18 protein-coding genes are annotated in these 16,268 nt (G+C 66.6%); 6 read left to right on the top strand and 12 right to left on the bottom strand.

Features of this window, described 5'->3' with window-relative positions:
* Positions 1-11 precede the first annotated feature (11 nt).
* The 6 genes from prmA to cutA form a co-directional block, all read right to left on the bottom strand.
* Positions 12-911 carry a 50S ribosomal protein L11 methyltransferase gene (prmA, locus tag LV475_RS10290; protein WP_250106264.1) on the bottom strand — a complete coding sequence of 300 codons (900 nt, stop codon included), beginning with the start codon at positions 909-911 and terminating at the stop codon, positions 12-14.
* A complete protein-coding gene (gene accC / locus LV475_RS10285) occupies positions 911-2,257 on the bottom strand; it encodes an acetyl-CoA carboxylase biotin carboxylase subunit (RefSeq protein WP_250106263.1) in 1,347 nt (448 codons plus the stop codon). Before accC ends, prmA begins: the two co-directional genes overlap by 1 nt.
* A gap of 58 nt (positions 2,258-2,315) precedes the next feature.
* Positions 2,316-2,765 (bottom strand): acetyl-CoA carboxylase biotin carboxyl carrier protein, encoded by a 450-nt coding sequence (gene accB, locus LV475_RS10280; RefSeq protein ID WP_250106262.1) that lies wholly within the window; start codon positions 2,763-2,765, stop codon positions 2,316-2,318.
* A 29-nt stretch (positions 2,766-2,794) separates the two neighbouring features.
* Entirely contained in the window at positions 2,795-3,244 is a 450-nt protein-coding gene (aroQ, locus tag LV475_RS10275) for a type II 3-dehydroquinate dehydratase (RefSeq protein WP_250106261.1), read from the bottom strand.
* Between the two features lie 202 nt (positions 3,245-3,446).
* Complete coding sequence (locus LV475_RS10270; RefSeq protein WP_250106260.1) at positions 3,447-5,810, bottom strand: protein-disulfide reductase DsbD; 2,364 nt, start codon at positions 5,808-5,810, stop codon at positions 3,447-3,449.
* Positions 5,789-6,124 (bottom strand): divalent-cation tolerance protein CutA, encoded by a 336-nt coding sequence (gene cutA / locus LV475_RS10265; RefSeq protein ID WP_136867581.1) that lies wholly within the window; start codon positions 6,122-6,124, stop codon positions 5,789-5,791. The genes LV475_RS10270 and cutA overlap by 22 nt, the downstream gene beginning before the upstream one ends.
* 299 nt (positions 6,125-6,423) lie before the next feature.
* Here cutA and LV475_RS10260 point away from each other — a divergent pair, with 299 nt between their 5' ends.
* Entirely contained in the window at positions 6,424-6,924 is a 501-nt protein-coding gene (locus LV475_RS10260) for an FxsA family protein (RefSeq protein ID WP_250106259.1), read from the top strand.
* A 15-nt stretch (positions 6,925-6,939) separates the two neighbouring features.
* Here LV475_RS10260 and hemG read toward each other — a convergent pair whose 3' ends face one another.
* Positions 6,940-8,361, bottom strand: a complete 1,422-nt coding sequence (hemG, locus tag LV475_RS10255) for a protoporphyrinogen oxidase (protein ID WP_250106258.1) — start codon at positions 8,359-8,361, stop codon at positions 6,940-6,942.
* A gap of 105 nt (positions 8,362-8,466) precedes the next feature.
* Between hemG and LV475_RS10250 the strand changes: the two genes are divergently transcribed.
* Both LV475_RS10250 and LV475_RS10245 read left to right on the top strand, forming a co-directional pair.
* The gene (locus tag LV475_RS10250) at positions 8,467-9,477 is read left to right on the top strand and encodes a complex I NDUFA9 subunit family protein (RefSeq protein WP_250106257.1); all 1,011 of its coding nucleotides are present in this window, start codon (positions 8,467-8,469) and stop codon (positions 9,475-9,477) included.
* Between the two features lie 79 nt (positions 9,478-9,556).
* Positions 9,557-10,099: a TIGR00645 family protein gene (locus tag LV475_RS10245; protein WP_250106256.1), complete on the top strand. Its 543-nt coding sequence runs from the start codon at positions 9,557-9,559 to the stop codon at positions 10,097-10,099.
* Between the two features lie 13 nt (positions 10,100-10,112).
* Here the strand turns inward: LV475_RS10245 and LV475_RS10240 are convergent, their stop codons facing one another.
* From LV475_RS10240 to LV475_RS10230, 3 genes are all read right to left on the bottom strand, one after another.
* Entirely contained in the window at positions 10,113-10,556 is a 444-nt protein-coding gene (locus tag LV475_RS10240) for a nucleoside deaminase (RefSeq protein WP_250106255.1), read from the bottom strand.
* A gap of 99 nt (positions 10,557-10,655) precedes the next feature.
* Positions 10,656-11,300 carry an NrsF family protein gene (locus LV475_RS10235; protein WP_250106254.1) on the bottom strand — a complete coding sequence of 215 codons (645 nt, stop codon included), beginning with the start codon at positions 11,298-11,300 and terminating at the stop codon, positions 10,656-10,658.
* Positions 11,297-11,839 (bottom strand): sigma-70 family RNA polymerase sigma factor, encoded by a 543-nt coding sequence (locus LV475_RS10230; protein WP_250106253.1) that lies wholly within the window; start codon positions 11,837-11,839, stop codon positions 11,297-11,299. The genes LV475_RS10235 and LV475_RS10230 overlap by 4 nt, the downstream gene beginning before the upstream one ends.
* A gap of 205 nt (positions 11,840-12,044) precedes the next feature.
* Between LV475_RS10230 and LV475_RS10225 the strand changes: the two genes are divergently transcribed.
* The 3 genes from LV475_RS10225 (at position 12,045) to LV475_RS10215 (ending at position 13,860) form a co-directional block, all read left to right on the top strand.
* Entirely contained in the window at positions 12,045-12,686 is a 642-nt protein-coding gene (locus tag LV475_RS10225; RefSeq protein WP_250106252.1) for a cytochrome b/b6 domain-containing protein, read from the top strand.
* 13 nt (positions 12,687-12,699) lie between these two features.
* Positions 12,700-13,449: a molybdopterin-dependent oxidoreductase gene (locus LV475_RS10220; RefSeq protein WP_250106251.1), complete on the top strand. Its 750-nt coding sequence runs from the start codon at positions 12,700-12,702 to the stop codon at positions 13,447-13,449.
* A gap of 75 nt (positions 13,450-13,524) precedes the next feature.
* The gene (locus LV475_RS10215; protein ID WP_250106250.1) at positions 13,525-13,860 is read left to right on the top strand and encodes a hypothetical protein; all 336 of its coding nucleotides are present in this window, start codon (positions 13,525-13,527) and stop codon (positions 13,858-13,860) included.
* 152 nt (positions 13,861-14,012) lie between these two features.
* On the opposite strand, the gene groL is transcribed toward LV475_RS10215, so the two are convergent.
* Both groL and LV475_RS10205 read right to left on the bottom strand, forming a co-directional pair.
* Positions 14,013-15,656, bottom strand: a complete 1,644-nt coding sequence (gene groL / locus LV475_RS10210; protein WP_156227978.1) for a chaperonin GroEL — start codon at positions 15,654-15,656, stop codon at positions 14,013-14,015.
* 62 nt (positions 15,657-15,718) lie between these two features.
* Entirely contained in the window at positions 15,719-16,009 is a 291-nt protein-coding gene (locus tag LV475_RS10205; RefSeq protein ID WP_136868050.1) for a co-chaperone GroES, read from the bottom strand.
* Between the last annotated feature and the right edge of the window lie 259 nt (positions 16,010-16,268).

Genomic DNA, 16,268 nt, shown 5'->3' with positions numbered 1-16,268 from the left:
GTGGCCTGGACTCAGGCCGGGCGATGCCCTGCCACCAGCGCCCAGTCGCCCAGCTCGCGGAAGGTGGTCACCTCGTTGCCGGCCGCCGTCCAGGCCGCGGCCACGGCATCGGCCTGGTGCGTGAGGATGCCGGAGAGCGCAAAGCGGGCGCCCGGCTTGAGGTGCTGGCTCAGCATCGGGGCGAGTTCGATCAGGGTCGGGGCGAGGATGTTCGCCAGCAGCCCATCCACCTGCCGGTCGGCGGGGTAGTCTTGGGCGAGATAGAGCGAGAAGCGCGCCGGCTCGATGTCGTTGAGCTCGGCGTTGCCGCGGCTGGCGGTGAGCGCCTGCGGGTCGATGTCGGTGCCGTCGACCTGGCCGGCACCGAGGCGCAGCGCGGCAATCGCCAGAATCCCCGAGCCGCAGCCGGCATCCAGCCAGTGCTGCCCGGCAATCTCCTGCGATTCCAGCCACTCCAGGCATAGGCGCGTGGTTTCGTGCTTGCCCGTGCCGAAGGCCAAGCCCGGGTCGAGGCGAATCGGCAGGCGGTTGCCCGCGCCCGTGCTCTCTTCCCAGGCCGGCTCGATCACCAGCCGGTCGCCGATCGGCATGGCCGAGAAGTCGGCCTGCGTGCGGCGCACCCAGTCGTCCTCGTCGAACACCGAGTGGCCCAGCCGGTCGAGCAGGGCGGGGCGCAGCAGCCCGTGCAAAGTACCGACGATCAGTGCTGGCGAGACATCGCCCGTGAACAGCCCCACCACGCGGGTCTCGGCCCACAACGGCGATTCGCCCGGCTGCGGTTCGAGCACCGGCTCGTCACCGAGTTCTTCCAGGGTGACCGACAGCGCACCGGCGGCCAGCAGGGCATCCTCGACCGCCTCGACGTCGTCGCGCGGCACCTCGAGCCAGAGGTGCTGCCACTCGTCGGCCATTAGGACGTGATCCCGAGCCGCTTGTGCAGGAAGTGGATGTCCATCCCGCCGGCGATGAAGTTCGCGTCCAGCATCAGCTCGCGGTGCAGCGGGATGTTGGTCTTGATGCCGTCGACCAGCATTTCCTCGAGCGCGCCGTGCATGCGACGGATGGCCGCCTCGCGGTCGCCGGCGTGGGTGATCAACTTGCCGATCATCGAGTCGTAGAACGGCGGCACCGAGTAGCCGTTGTAGATGTGCGAGTCGACCCGCACGCCCAGCCCGCCCGGGAAGTGCAGGTTGGTGATCTTGCCGGGGCTGGGCGCGAAGGTGGCCGGGTCCTCGGCGTTGATGCGGCACTCGACGGCGTGCCCGCGGAATTCGACGTCGTCCTGCGTCAGTTGCAGCGGCATGCCCGCGGCGATCGCCAGCTGTTCCTTGACCAGGTCGATGCCCGTGATCATCTCGGTCACCGGATGCTCGACCTGCAGGCGGGTGTTCATCTCGATGAAGTAGAACTCGCCATCCTCGTAGAGGAACTCGAAGGTGCCGGCGCCGCGGTAGTTCATGCGCTTGCAGGCCTCGACGCAGACCGCGCCGATCTGGGCGCGCTGCTCGGCGGTGATCCCCGGGGCCGGGGCCTCCTCGATCACCTTCTGGTGACGGCGCTGCATCGAGCAGTCGCGTTCGCCGAGATGGATGGCGTTGCCCTGGCCGTCGGAGAGCATCTGCACCTCGATGTGGCGCGGGTGCTCGAGGAACTTCTCCATGTAGACCTCGGGGTTGCCGAAGGCGGCCCCGGCTTCGCTCTTGGTCATCTCGATGGCGTGATGCAGGTGCGCCTCGGTGTGCACGACGCGCATGCCGCGACCGCCACCGCCACCGGCGGCCTTGATGATGACCGGGTAGCCGATCTCGCGTGCCAGCCGATGGTTCTCGTCCGGGTCGTCGGTCAGCGCGCCTTCCGAGCCGGGCACGCAGGGCACGCCGGCGGCGCGCATGGTCTCCTTGGCGGTGACCTTGTCGCCCATCATGCGGATGGACTCGGCGGTCGGGCCGATGAAGATGAAGCCGGATTCCTCGACCCGCTCGGCGAAGTCGGCGTTCTCGGAAAGAAATCCGTAGCCGGGGTGGATGGCGGAGGAGTCGGTGAGTTCGGCGGCGGCGATCAGGGCCGGCACGTTCAGGTAGGACTCGTTGGAGCGGGCGCCACCGATGCAGACCGACTCGTCGGCCAGGCGGACGTGCTTGAGATCACGGTCGGCGGTGGAATGGACGGCCACCGTGCCGATGTCGAGCTCGCGGCAGGCGCGCAGGATGCGCAGTGCGATCTCGCCGCGGTTGGCGATCAGGACCTTGTTCAACATCTGGGAAAAACTCCTGGGAAGACGAAAGCGGCTGGATACGGGTCGGGCAGGCGGGGCCTTACTCGATCACGAACAGCGGCTGGTCGTATTCCACCGGCTGGCCATTTTCCACCAGGATCGACTTGATGGTGCCGTCGACCTCGGCCTCGATCTGGTTGAACATCTTCATCGCCTCGATGATGCAGATGGTGTCGCCCTTCTTCACGCTGGTGCCCACCTCGACGAACGGGCTGGCATCCGGCGAGGAGGCGCGGTAGAAGGTGCCGACCATCGGCGAGTTGATGGTCTTGCCGCTGGCCTCCTGGGCCTCGCTGGCGGCCGGTTCGCCGGACGGCGCCGGGGCGGGCGCCTGTGCCTGGGGGGCGGGTGCCGGGGCGGCGTGCATCACGGCCGGCTGCTGGGAGTGGCGCGAAATGCGTACCGACTCCTCGCCTTCCTTGATCTCGATCTCGGCGACGCCCGACTCCTCGAGCAGTTCGATCAGCTTCTTGACCTTGCGGATATCCATGGCGGGTTCTCTTGCGTTGTGCGTTCGAATCAGGCGGACGGTGCGTCCAGATGAGCGATCAGGGCGGTCAGGGCCAGTTCGTAGCCCAGCGCCCCCAGCCCGACGATGCTGCCGACGGCGACATCCGAGAAATAGGAGTGCTGTCGGAACGACTCGCGGGCGTGAATGTTGGAGAGGTGGATCTCGACAAACGGTCGGTCGATGGCGAGCAGGGCATCGCGCAGTGCCACGCTGGTGTGGGTCCAGGCGCCGGGGTTGATCAGCACCCCGTCCAGCCCCTCGTCGGCCGCGCGGTGCAGCCGGTCGATGGCCTCGCCCTCGTGGTTGCTCTGGAAGTGCTCCAGCGCCGCGCCCTGTCCGTCGGCGGCCCGGTCGAGGCGCTGGCCGATGTCGGCCAGCGTCAGGCGCCCGTAGCGCTCGGGCTCGCGGGTGCCGAGCCGATTGAGGTTGGGGCCGTTGAGTACCAGGATCCGTTTCATGGAGACTCGCTCTCGTCGACGGGCGGAATGACCGCGTCCCCGCCGGGTCGGTGAATGCTTGCCCCGCATTGTGCCGGTTGGGGGTGGCGAAGTCACGCGTTCGGTGGCGGTTTTTTGTCAATCGCCACCCATTGGCGGATTTTTCACGAAGTTATACACCGGATAAGTGAAGAGCCCCGCGTAAGGCGGGGCTCTCGAGCGGTCAGCGGTTCGAGACGGCCGTGACGTGGCCGAGGAACTCGTCGGGCGGCTGGTAGCCCACCACCCAGTGCTGGCGCACCCGCTCGCCCTCGGCATCCCAGAAGATGATGCCCGGCGGGCCGTAGAGGTCGAAGCGCTTGAGCAGGGCCTTGTGATCGGCGTTGTTGGCGGTCACGTCGGCCTGCAACACCAGAAAGCCGCTCAGGGCCTCGATCACGCGCGGATCGCTGAAGGTGTTGTGCTCCATTTCCTTGCAGGAGATGCACCAGTCGGCGTAGAAGTCGAGCATCACCGGCTGGCCGGCGTTCTTCGCCTGTTCGAGTGCCTCGTCGAGCTCGGCCTCGTTGTCGACCAGGCGGAACTCGAGCTCGGCGACCTCGCCGCCACCGCCGCCCAGCGAGATGCCGGACAGCGGGGCGAACGGCGTGCCCTTCGCGCCGGCGGCGATGCCGATCAGCATCAGCGCGCCCCACAGCAGCAGCACCAGGCCGAGCGACTTCCACAGGCGCAGCCAGCCCGAGGCGGCTTCACGCAGCGACTCGGTCGCGCCCATGTAGACCGCCGAGGCGATCAGCAGCACCGCCCACATCAGCTGGGTGATGGCCGCCGGCAGGAAGCGCTCGAGCATCCAGATCGCCACGCCCAGCAGCAGCACGCCGAACACGGCCTTGACCGCATCCATCCAGCCGCCGGCCTTGGGCAGGTACTTGCCGCCCAGCGTGCCGACCAGGATCAGCGGCAGGCCCATGCCGATCGACAGCGCGAACAGCGCCATGCCGCCGATCACCGCATCGCCGGTCTGGCCGATGTAGATCAGCGCGCCGGCCAGTGGCGGGGCCATGCAGGGGCCGACGATCAGCGCCGAGAGGAAGCCCATCACGGCGACGCCGGTGAGCGTGCCGCCCTGCTGGCGGTTCTGCGCCTGCATGATGCGCGACTGGATCGAGGAGGGCAGCTGCAGCTCGAAGAAGCCGAACATCGAGAAGGCGAGCGCCACGAAGATCGCGGCGAACACGGAGAGGACCCAGGGGTTCTGGAAGGCCGCCTGCAGGTTGGCGCCGAACAGCCCGGCCAGCACGCCGGCCACCGTGTAGGTAACGGCCATCGCCAGCACGTAGACCAGCGAGAGCACGAAGGCCTTGCGCGTGGTGATGTGCTCGCCCTGGCCGGCGATGATGCCGGACAGGATCGGGATCATCGGGAAGACACAGGGCGTGAAGGCCAGCAACAGACCGAAGATCAAAAAGCCGAGCACGATCGCCCAGGGCGTGCCCTCGATCAGGCGCTGGGTGATCATGTCGGTCTCCGAGCCCGCCGGCGTGGCGGCCTCGGTGGCGGTGTCGGCCGACGTGCCGCCGGACGTCTCGGTGCCGGCCGGTGCCTCGCCGCGCTCATCGCCCAGTGCCGGCATGTCCTCGAGCGGGGTCAGCTCGCCCGCGTCATCCGGTACCTCGTCGAGGCGCTCGGCCTCGCCCGCGGCCGGATCGATCCGCCAGGCCTTCTCCATCGGCGGGTAGCACAGGCCCATGTCGGCACAGCCCTGGTAGCCGACGACCAGGGTGTAGGGCGAGTCGGCGTCGATGGCCAGCTCGGTTTCCAGTTGGTCGTGGAAGACCCAGACGGTGCCGAAGTTGGGGTCGTCCTTGCGCTCGCCCTCGCCGATGTGGGCGGCGCGGATGGAGGCATCGCCCGCCACGGCAGCCTTGGTGCGATCGCGGTACAGGTAGTACTCGGGGGCGACGTCGAAGCGGACGAACACGCTCTCGCCGTCGACGATCACCTCGGGCACGAAGGCCTCTTCGGGGTCCATCGGCTCGTTGCTCGATCCCCCGAAGCCGCCGAGGCTGATGCCGCCGTCGCGGGAGTCCGCGCCGGAGGCCGGTGCCTGCTCCGCGGCCATGTCGGCACCGATTCGGGGCAGGTCGACCGAGAGCTCGTGGGTTTCCGGCGGGTAGCAGACGCCGTGGATATCCGAGCAGCCCTGGTACTCGACCGTGATGGTCGCCTCGCCGCCCGGCGCCGAGTCGATCGGCACCCGCGCGGTGAAGTCTTCCTTGTAGACCGGCGTCTCGCCGAAGACCGGATCGTCGTCGATCACCGCCTCGGGCAGTTGCGGCTCGCCGAGTTCGACCGAGTCGTCGCCATGGATCGAGAGCTTTTCCTGGTAGAGGTGGTAGCCCTCCACGACGCGGAAGTCGAGCTTGAGCTCGCCGTCGTCATGGCTGGCCTCGACACCGAAGGCCTCCTCGGGGCCCAGCAGTTCGGGCTGGGCGGTCGCGGCCGGCTGCCAGGCAAGCGCGCCGGCGGCAAGCAGGAAGGTGGCGATTCGCACCCAGGGCGCGGTCACGGAGTGATTTGAACGCATTGCTGAACCCATTCGGAGTAAGACTGGCTGCTTTCGGCCGGCAGGATGACCACCTCGGGGCAGTCGTAAGGGTGATAGTGCTCGATCGCGTCCTTGAGGGCGTCGATCCGCTCGAGGCTGGTCTTCATGTGAAGCTGGTATTCCTCGTCCCGGCACAGCTCGCCTTCCCAGTGGTAGGCCGAGCGGACCGGACCGACGACGTTGACACAGGCGATCAGCCCGTCGGCGAGCAGGCGGGCGCTGAATTCGTCGGCCGCCTTGGGGTCGTCGAGAGTCGTGATGACCAGTGCTATTGTGCTTTGCTCGATCGTCATTACTGTCTGTGCGTTGGCTGGTTTGGTCGCTTGTCCTTGTCGAGCGGCCCGCCGTTGGTCCCGTGCCAGGGCGTCAAGTTCCGCTCGAACGCGCCGGCTCTCGGGCCGAGGGCGAGCGGCTCGGACCGACGACGCCCTGCCGACACCCGAAACCCCGGCGGTAACGGGATCTGGTGGGCATCGCCGACGCGCCGGCTCGACCGTGTATTCGTCACGGCAGAGCCTCGCGCGTGCCGAAACCGAAGCCTAGCGCCACAATCGATAGACGGCAAACAAATCCACTCCACCCCTGAGACGTCATGCGAAAACTGTCCGGATTCATCCTCTTTCTGCCCCTCGTGGAGCTGGTGCTCCTGATCGCGATGGGGGCGGCCATGGGGTTTCTCGTCACGCTGCTGTGGATCGTCGCCACCGGCGTGTGGGGGGCGTGGCTGATGCGTACCGCCGGACCCAGCGCCATGGCGCGGGCGCAGCGTGAGGTCGACGCCACCGGGCGCGGGCAGATCGACGGACTGGGCGTGGCCGCCAATTTCCTCGGCGGCTTGATGCTGCTGCTGCCGGGGCCGTTGACCGACCTGTTGGGACTGGTGCTGGTCACCCCGTTCCTGCGCCGCCTGGCCTTCGGTGCCTGGCTGGCCGGACGGTTGCAGCAGGTGGTGGTCGAGCGAGGCGGGTTCGGCGGCGGTCCGAACGGTCCGTTCGGTGGGGGTGACGGCAATGTCTACGACGCCGACCCCGACGACATCCAACGCGGCGAACCGCGCGACCCGCACCGCCTCGACCGGGACCGCGATCGGTAACGACCCTTCGCCCGGTCAGCCTTCGCCGTCGAGGATCCGCTTGGCCAGCGCCTGGCCGTTTTCCAGGCAATCACCCACCGCGATGCCCCCGCGCCAATTGCCGATCAGCGACAGGCCGGGGTGCTGTTCGAGTGCCTGGTCGAGGCGTTCGATCCGGGCCAGGTGACCCAGCTCGTACTGCGGGATCGCCCGTTCCCAGCGGCTGACACGCTGCCAGACCGGTTGTCCCTCGATGCCGAGTAGGTCGCCCAGATCCTTGCCGACCTGGCGGACCAGTTCGGTGTCGCTCATCCCCAATGCCTCCGGGTCCTGACGCCCGCCGATGAAGGCGGTGATCAGCTTGTGGCCGTGCGGTGCGCGGTTGGGAAACAGCGTCGATGAGAACAGCGCGCCCAGCGTGCGTCGGCCTTCGCGGCGCGGGATCAGCACGCCGAAGCCGTCGAGCGGGTGGGCGAGCACGCCCGAGGGGAAGCCCAGGGCCACCGAGGCGACCGGCGGGTAGACGATCTCGTCGAGCGGTTCGGCGAGCATGGGGTCCAGCGGGCGCAGGAGCATGGCGCTGACGTGCGCCGGGGTCGCCAGCACCAACCGGCGAGCCTGCCAGGTGGTGCCGTCCTGATCGACTGCGCGCCAGCCGCCCTCGACCGACCGCAGGCTTTCCACGCGGCGACCGCAGGCGATCGTGCCGCCATCGGTCGCGTCGATTCCGGCGGCGAGCCGGTCGGTCAGCGTCTGGATGCCGCCGGGAAAACTGATCAGCTTGCCCCGCCACTCGCGCGGCATCGCCTCCTTGCCCGCGCGGCGCTCCCGTTTTGCCCGTCTCATCGCCGCGAACCCGCCACGGATCAGCGAGCCGTGCTCCTGTTCCAGGGCGGCAAGTCTCGGCATGGCGGCCTGCACGGAGAGCCGGGCCGGGTCACCGGCGTAGACCCCGGAGACGAACGGGTCGACCAGATAGTCGAGGATGTGTCGCCCCAGCCGGCGCTCGACGAACTGGGCCAGCGTCTCCTCGCCCGACCCGCGCCGTACCCAGGGCTCGCGCAGTATCCGGCCGATGCTGCGTGGGCCGAGCAGCGGGTTGAACGGGGCCTTGAGCGGATGGGTGGGCAGGGCGAACATTCGCTTGCCCTTGGCGATGTAGCGCTTCTTGCCCGCCTCGCCGGCGAAGATCGCCTCCTCGGTCAGGCCAAGCGCCTCGAGCAGGTGATAGAGCGGCGGTTTGACCATCAGGGTGTTGGGCCCGATCTCGACCTGCCACTCCTCGTCGCGGCGGCTCTGGATGTTGCCGCCCGGCGTGTCGCCCGCCTCGAGCACGGTGACCCGATGGCCGGCGCGCGCCAGTGCCCAGCCGGCGGCCAGCCCGCTGGCGCCCGCGCCGATGATCAGCGTGTCGGTCGATTGCGTGGACGCGGGGTTGTCGTGATCGCTTGCTGTCATGGCGTTCCGTGGCATGGCCGTCGTCGTTGCTGCTATGTCTGTCCGGGGGCTCGAGTGTACTCTACCGGTTCGATCAATTTCGGCAGATGCACTGTCAGGGACGTTATGGACGAATCGCACGCCGTTGGCGGCAGCAATGAGCCCGAGGGCTTGCCCCGGGCCGTGGTACTGGGCGGGACCGGTTTCGTGGGCCGGTACCTGGTGAGGGAACTCTCCCGGCGGGGCTGGGAGGTGGTGGTGCCGAGCCGCTTTGCCGCTCGCCACCGCGACATGGGCCTCTGGCCGAGCGTGGTGCTGGTCGACATGAATTCCCCGGCGCGCTCGGACCTGGCCACGCATCGCGGTGCCCCGGAACTGGCGGAGTTGCTCGAGGGCGCGGACCTGCTGGTCAACCTGGTTGGCATCCTCAACGAGCGTCGCCACAACGGCAAGGGCTTCGAGCGGGTGCACATCAAGCTGACCAAGGCCGCGCTGCGCGCTGCGGCCGATGCCGGCGTACCACGCTACCTGCACATGAGTGCGCTGGGGGCGGACGAGGACGACGGCGTCAGTCACTACCAGCGCAGCAAGGGCAAGGCGGAGAACTGGGTGCATCGCTTCGGCCGCAAGCACGATATCGCGGTTACCAGTTTCCGCCCGTCGGTGATCTTCGGGCCGGGTGACTCGTTCCTCAACCGCTTTGCCGACCTGGCCAAGCTGATGCCGGGCGTCTTTCCGCTGGCCTGCGCGGGGGCTCGCTTCTCGCCCGTGTACGTCGGTGACGTGGTCCGTCGCTTCGTTGAATCGATCGACGACCCGCAGGCGAACGGCGCCCGCTACGATCTCTGCGGTCCACACGACTATTCGCTCGGCGAACTGGTGCGCTACGCGGCCAAAACCAGTGGCCACCCGCGTTGGGTGGTCGGCTTGCCGATGTGGTTGTCGCGCATCCAGGCACGCGTGATGGAGTGGCTGCCGGGCAAGCCGTTCAGTCGCGACAATCTCGATTCCTTGCAGCGGGACAATACCTGCTCGCCGGAGTGCCCGCGTGAGCCTACCCGCCTCGAGGACGTCGCCCCGGGGTACCTTGCCCCGGGAAATGGCGGCCCCGGCAAGAGCGCGCCCCGTCGCGGCTGAGCCGGTGGTAGGATAGTCCCATTCCGCCCCGGTTATCCGGGGCGTTTCATCGTTTTTGACTACTGATCGAGGCCCAGCCGTGGAATCGGAAAACCCCACCCCCGCCCCGCGTCGCTCGAGTAACGCCGAGCACTACTTTGAACACTTCCTGTTCGGCGCCCGCTGGATCCTGGCCCCCGTCTACCTGGGGCTGGTCGGCGCGATGCTGATCCTGCTGGTTAAGTTTGGCTCCGAGCTCTGGCATCTGCTCAGCCACGCCTTTTCCCTGAGCGAGTCCGAGATCATTATCGGCGTGCTGACGCTGGTGGACGTGGCGTTGATCATGAACCTGCTGATCATCATCATCTTCTCGGGTTACGAGAACTTCGTCTCGAAGATGGATGACCTGCATAGCCACCATGACCGCCCCGAGTGGATGGGGCATATCAGCTTCACCGATCTCAAGATCAAGGTCATTGGTTCGATCGTCGCCATCTCGGGGATCGAATTGCTCAAGTCCTTCATGAACGTCGAGAATCTGAGCGACCGAGAGATGGCCTGGATGGTGGGTATCCACCTCACCTTCGTCGTTTCCGGCGTGCTCTACGCCGTGATGGACCGCTTGCAGGGCAAGGGGCACTGATCCACGTATCTCGTCACTCCCCGATGTCCTCGTTCCACAGGCTCGGATGCTTCTCGATGAACCGCTGCATCAGCTCGATGCAGCGTTGATCGTTTACCACCCTTACTGCCACGCCGCGTTCGCGTAACCAGCCTTCCTCGCCGAGGAAGGTCTGGTTCTCGCCGATGACCACGCGCGGTATTCCGTAGAGCAGGATCGCGCCGGCGCACATCGGGCAGGGCGAGAGCGTGGTGTAGAGCGTGCTTCCCCGGTAGAAGTCAGCCGACCGGCGACCGGCCTTTTCCAGTGCATCCATCTCTCCGTGCCGGATGACGCTGCCTTCCTGGACCCGGCGGTTGTGGCCGTTCCCGACGATCTCGTCGTTGTGCACCAGCACCGCGCCGATGGGGATGCCTCCCTCGTCGCGGCCGGTGCGAGCCTCTTCGAGTGCCGCATCGAGAAAGGGGTGGTGGCTCATGGTTCGGGCCTCCGCTGGAAAATTGGCATCTTCAAGATACAAAAAAACCCCGCCATCCGGCGGGGCTTTTTCGTCAGGGCGACGAATCCGCTGGCCGTGTTACCAGCGCAGCAGGCGCGGCCCGAGCCAGGTGCCCAGGGTTGTCGGGATCGCGACCCCGAGCAGGTACCACAGGGCGATGAAGGGGGCGGTCATTTCCGGGCAGTGCAGCGAGTAGACCAGCGCGGCAAGCGACCCCGAGAATAGCCCGGCGGCCGCGCCGGCCAGTCGCAGCCGGGTCGGCGCCATGCCGCGCATCGCCCACAGCGTGCTTGCCAACAGCGGGGCGGCCAGCAGGGCGATCAGGAAGGCGCAACTGCTCCAGGTCTCGCCCAGCAGCAGGGTGACGCGCTGTGACGGCGTCGCCTGGCCGAGCGAGGCGAGGGCAAGCATCCATAGCAGCAGTACCGGCATGGCGGTGGTCGACGGCGGCAGCCTGCCCAGCTTGACCCCCGGTCGGCCCAGTCGCCAGGTGGCGACCAGTCCGGCGACGATCAGCAGGCCGGCAAAGCCGATCTTGACCCAGAACATCGGGTCCATGGCCGCCTGCGGCAGGTCGGATCGGATCCCGAGCAGTCCCAGCATCAGGGCGGTGCTTGCGAGCAGGCCAGCCGCGGTGGCCAGTGCCAGTCGGCTCGGGAGCGTGCGTCGGGGCACGGCTACCTCGCCGGCGGCGAGTAGGGAGACCAGTTCGTCTGTCTTCATGCGTTTTGCCCCTGGATCAGTTTGGACAGTGCCTTGAGGCCGCGATGGACGCCGACCTTGACGGCCGATTCGGACATGCCGGTGCGCTGCGCGGTCTCGGCGACCGACAGTCCCTCCAGCTTCATGTGCCGGATCGCCATGCGCTGGCGTTCCGGCAATCGGGCGAGCAGCCGGTCCAGATCTCGGCCCGCCATCTCGTCGTGTTCGGGGGCGCTTGGTTCCAGCGCCGTTTCCTTGTCCAGTGAGTCGGTCCGCTGTTCCCATCGTTGTCGTCGTCGCAGCAGGTCGGCGCGCTTGTAGCGGGCGATCGCGTAGAGCCAGGCGGTGACCGGCAGGGCCGGGTCATAGGTCTTGCGCTTGTCGTGGATTGCCAGCAGCGAATCCTGGACCAGGTCTTCCACCTCGTCGGGCAGGCTGACCAGTCGGCGATGGAAGTAGCGCCGCAGCAAGTCGCCGGTGGCCTCCAGGAAGGCGTGATAGGCGCGATTGTCCCCGGACAGCCCACTCAGCAACCGTCTCCGCAGCTCCTCCTCGCTCATCTTCTCCCCACCATGCCTCTCCATTCGCCCACACCATGGGTTTGGTTACATCCGCGATTGTAGGCGCCCCGGTTTTTGCCGCGCCTTGCCATCGATCGATCCCTGGCTGTAACCAACTGCCGGCCAGCGGCGAATGAAAGGGTACGTCCATCGTCGCGACGGTCGGGCCGCTGGCTCGACAACAGCGCGTTTCAGGAGACCGCCCATGAACGCAGAGCCCATCACGGCCGGTTCGGTTCGAACCGGCAAGGCCGCCGGAGATGTGCCGCCGGTTCATCCGTTGTGGCTGCGGCTGACCCACTGGCTCAACGCCCTGGCGGTAGTGCTGATGGTGATGAGCGGTTGGCGGATCTACAACGCCTCGCCGCTGTTCGATTTTCGCTTTCCCGACGAGATCACCTTGGGTGGCTGGCTGGCCAGCGCGATCCTGTGGCACTTCGCTGCCATGTGGCTGCTGGTCGTCAACGGGTTGATCTACCTGAGTATCAACACGGCCAGCGGCCGGTTGTGGCACCGCTTCTTCCCGCTCTCGCCGCGCGGATTCGTCGCCGACCTCAAAGCCGCCTTTCATGGCCGGCTCTCCCATGCCGATCCGCGCCGATACAACACCGTGCAGCGGGCGGCCTACCTGCTCGTGATCCTCGACCTGGTGCTGCTCGTGCTCTCGGGTCTGGTGCTGTGGAAGTCGGTGCAGTTCCCGCTGCTGCGCGAGCTGATGGGCGGATACGAGGCGGCGCGCTACGTCCATTTCGTCACGATGGCCGCCCTGGTCGGTTTTGTGGTGATCCACGTGGCGATGGCGCTGCTGGTGCCGCGTTCGCTGCTGCACATGATTCGTGGTCGATGACCAAGGAGTTGGCATGAACGATCGACACAAGCGAATGCGGCAGATGGACATCGGGCCGGAACAACCGGATCGGCGACGTTTTTTGCGTGGTTCGCTGGCGCTGGGCGCGTTGCCGCTGCTGGGCGGCTGTTCGATCAGCGACGAGCCGATCGTCGAGAAGGCGTTGCTGCAGGTCTCTCGATTCAACGATCGCGTGCAGGCTTGGCTGTTCGATCCCGAGCAGCTGGCACCGACGTACCCCGAGTCGATGATTACCCGGCCATTCCCGTTCAACGCCTACTACCCTCTGAACAAGGTGCCGCCGGTCGACGGCGAGCGTTTTCGCCTGCAGGTCGGCGGCCGGGTCGCCGACCCGCGTCCCTGGTCACTGGCCGAACTGCGCGCCCTGCCTCAGACCGACCAGGTGACACGCCTGATCTGCGTCGAGGGCTGGAGCGCGATCGGCAAGTGGGGCGGGGTGCGCTTCTCGGACTTCCTGGAGCGCATCGGTGCCGATCTGGAGGCCCCATACGTCGGCTTTCGCTGTGCCGATGGCTACTACACCAGCATCGACATGCCGACCGCGCTGCACCCGCAGACGCTGCTGACACTGACATTCGACGGGCAGGTCTTGCCCGCTCGCTACGGCTTTCCGCTGAAGCTGCGCATGCCGACTAAGCTTGGTTACAAGAATCCCAAGCACGTCGAGGCGCTGTTCGTCACCAACACGTACCCCGGTGGCTACTGGGAAGACCGCGGGTACAACTGGTTCGGCGGCAGCTGAGCATCAGGCTCGGCTGCGCTGAGGCATGGCACTGCCGCCATGCACCATTGAGCACAACGACAAGAGGGTATTCCCATGAAGACAATGACGGTATCGATGATCTGTGCCGGCCTGATGACCATGGGCACCGCCGCTATTGCGGCCGAGCCCATGCAGCAGGATGTTTACGCCACCCTGGCCATGTCCCACGAGGACGGGGAGAAGGATGCCATGGGCCATGACGAGATGGGCAGCGGCGAGATGTCCCGCGAGGAAATGGGGGACGAGATGTCCGGCGATGAAATGGGCCAGGACGAAATGGGTCAGGACGCGATGGAAAAGAACGAAATGGGTCACGGCGATATGGACCGGGACGGCATGGACACGGATGACGAGATGGATGACGAAATGGGCGGTGGCATGGGCGAGTAAGCTCGCCACTCTCGACCCATTCGAGCCCGCCGCGGTCCTGGCGACCCGGCGGGCTTTTTCGTGGCGTGCCGGTCGCGCGGGCACAAAAAAACCCCGCCGAAGCGGGGTTTGGTCGAAGCGGTGTCCGGCCTCTGCGACCGGATCGTCCGTTCTTACATCATGCCGGGCATACCGCCCATGCCGCTCATGTCGGCCGGCGGGGTGCCGCCGTCGTCCTTGCTCGGCAGCTCGGCGATCATGCACTCGGTGGTGATCATCAGGCCGGCAACCGACGCGGCGTTCTGCAGCGCGGTGCGGGTGACCTTGGTCGGGTCCAGGATGCCCATCTCGACCATGTCGCCGTACTCGCCGTTGGCGGCGTTGTAGCCGTAGTTGCCCGAGCCTTCACGCACGCCCTGGACGACCACGGACGGCTCGCCACCGGAGTTGGCAACGATGAAGCGCAGCGGATCTTCCATGGCGCGCAGGGCGATGGAGATGCCGGTCTGCTGGTCGACGTTGTCGCCCTTGAGCTCGCCCAGGCTGGTGAGCGCGCGGATCAGCGCGACACCGCCGCCCGGAACGATGCCTTCCTCGACGGCGGCACGGGTGGCGTGCAGCGCGTCGTCGACACGGTCCTTCTTCTCCTTCATCTCGACTTCGGTCGCGGCACCGACCTTGATGACGGCCACGCCGCCGGCCAGCTTCGCGATGCGCTCCTGGAGCTTCTCCTTGTCGTAGTCGGAGGAGGTGTTCTCGATCTGGGCGCGGATCTGCTCGACGCGGGTCTCGATGTCGTCCTTGGTGCCCGAGCCGTCGATGATGGTGGTGTTCTCCTTGGAGACCACGACGCGCTTGGCGGTACCCAGGTCATCCAGGGTGACCTTCTCGAGGGTCAGGCCGACCTCGTCGGAGATCACCTGGCCGCCGGTGACGATGGCCAGATCCTGCAGCATGGCCTTGCGGCGGTCGCCGAAGCCCGGTGCCTTGACGGCCGCGACCTTGACGATGCCGCGCATGGCGTTGATGACCAGCGTGGCCAGTGCCTCGCCCTCGATGTCCTCGGCGACGATCAGCAGCGGCTTGTTCGCCTTGGACGCGCCTTCCAGTGCCGGCAGGAGGTCACGGATGTTCGAGATCTTCTTGTCGTGCAGCAGGATGTACGGGTCTTCCAGCTCGACCAGCATCTGCTTCTGGTTGTTGACGAAGTACGGCGAGAGGTAGCCACGGTCGAACTGCATGCCCTCGACCACGTCCAGCTCGTCCTCGAAGCCCGAGCCTTCCTCGACGGTGATGACGCCATCCTTGCCCACGCGCTCCATGGCCTCGGCGATGATCTCGCCGACCTTCTTGTCGGAGTTCGCGGAGATGGTGGCAACCTGGGCGATCGCCTTGTTGTCGGTGCAGGGCTTGGACAGGCTCTTGAGCTCGGTCACGGCTGCCTCGACGGCACGGTCGATACCGCGCTTGAGGTCCATCGGGTTCATGCCCGCGGCAACGGCCTTGACGCCTTCGCGCACGATGGCGGCGGCCAGTACGGTCGCGGTGGTGGTGCCGTCACCGGCGACGTCGGCGGTCTGGGAAGAGACTTCCTTGACCATCTGCGCGCCCATGTTCTCGAACTTGTCTTCAAGCTCGATCTCGCGGGCGACGGACACGCCGTCCTTGGTCACGGCCGGGGCGCCAAAGCTCTTCTCGATGACGACGTTACGACCCTTCGGGCCCAGGGTGACCTTGACCGCGTCGGCCAGGGTGTTGACACCGCGCAGCATGCGGTCGCGAGCGCTGGTGGAAAAGCGAACTTCTTTGGCAGACATACTCGATATGCTCCTTTATTGATTCGGTTCCAGGGTAGGGCGTTGACCCTGCCGCGAGAGGGTTAGTCTTCGATGACGGCGAGGATGTCGTCTTCGCCCATCATCAGCAGTTCGTCGTCTTCGACCTTCACCTTGGTGCCGGCGTACTGGCTGAACAGGACCTTGTCGCCCACCTTCACGCCAATGGCGCGGACTTCACCCTTGTCGTTCGACTTGCCCGGACCGGCGGCGATGATCTCGCCACGGTTCGGCTTCTCGGAAGCCGAGTCCGGCAGAACGATGCCAGCGGCGGTCTTGCGTTCTTCTTCTTCGCGCTTTACCAGCACACGATCATGCAAAGGACGGATTTTCATGTGGTTACTCCATGCGTTGACACAGGAAAAGGGGTTCGAACAATGTTTGAGCGCGCCGGGACGCTGTTAGCACTCGCCCGACTCGAGTGCCAATATTAGGAACGGCCCGGGTGATTTCAAGAGGTGGGGACGAAAAAAATTTCACCGCCCGTACGCCGGTACCCAAGGAAGGTCTGCACGATTCGATGGCATCGCTGGCTCGCGGGTTTGCCCGCAATCGAGGCGCCGGACCGAAGGCGGGCTCATTGCCCGTCGAGGA

It is taken from the genome of Guyparkeria hydrothermalis, assembly GCF_023555375.1.
Lineage (GTDB): Bacteria > Pseudomonadota > Gammaproteobacteria > Halothiobacillales > Halothiobacillaceae > Guyparkeria > Guyparkeria hydrothermalis.
Note: the sequence above shows the minus strand (reverse complement) of the source record. Positions and strands in the feature narration are given on the sequence as shown.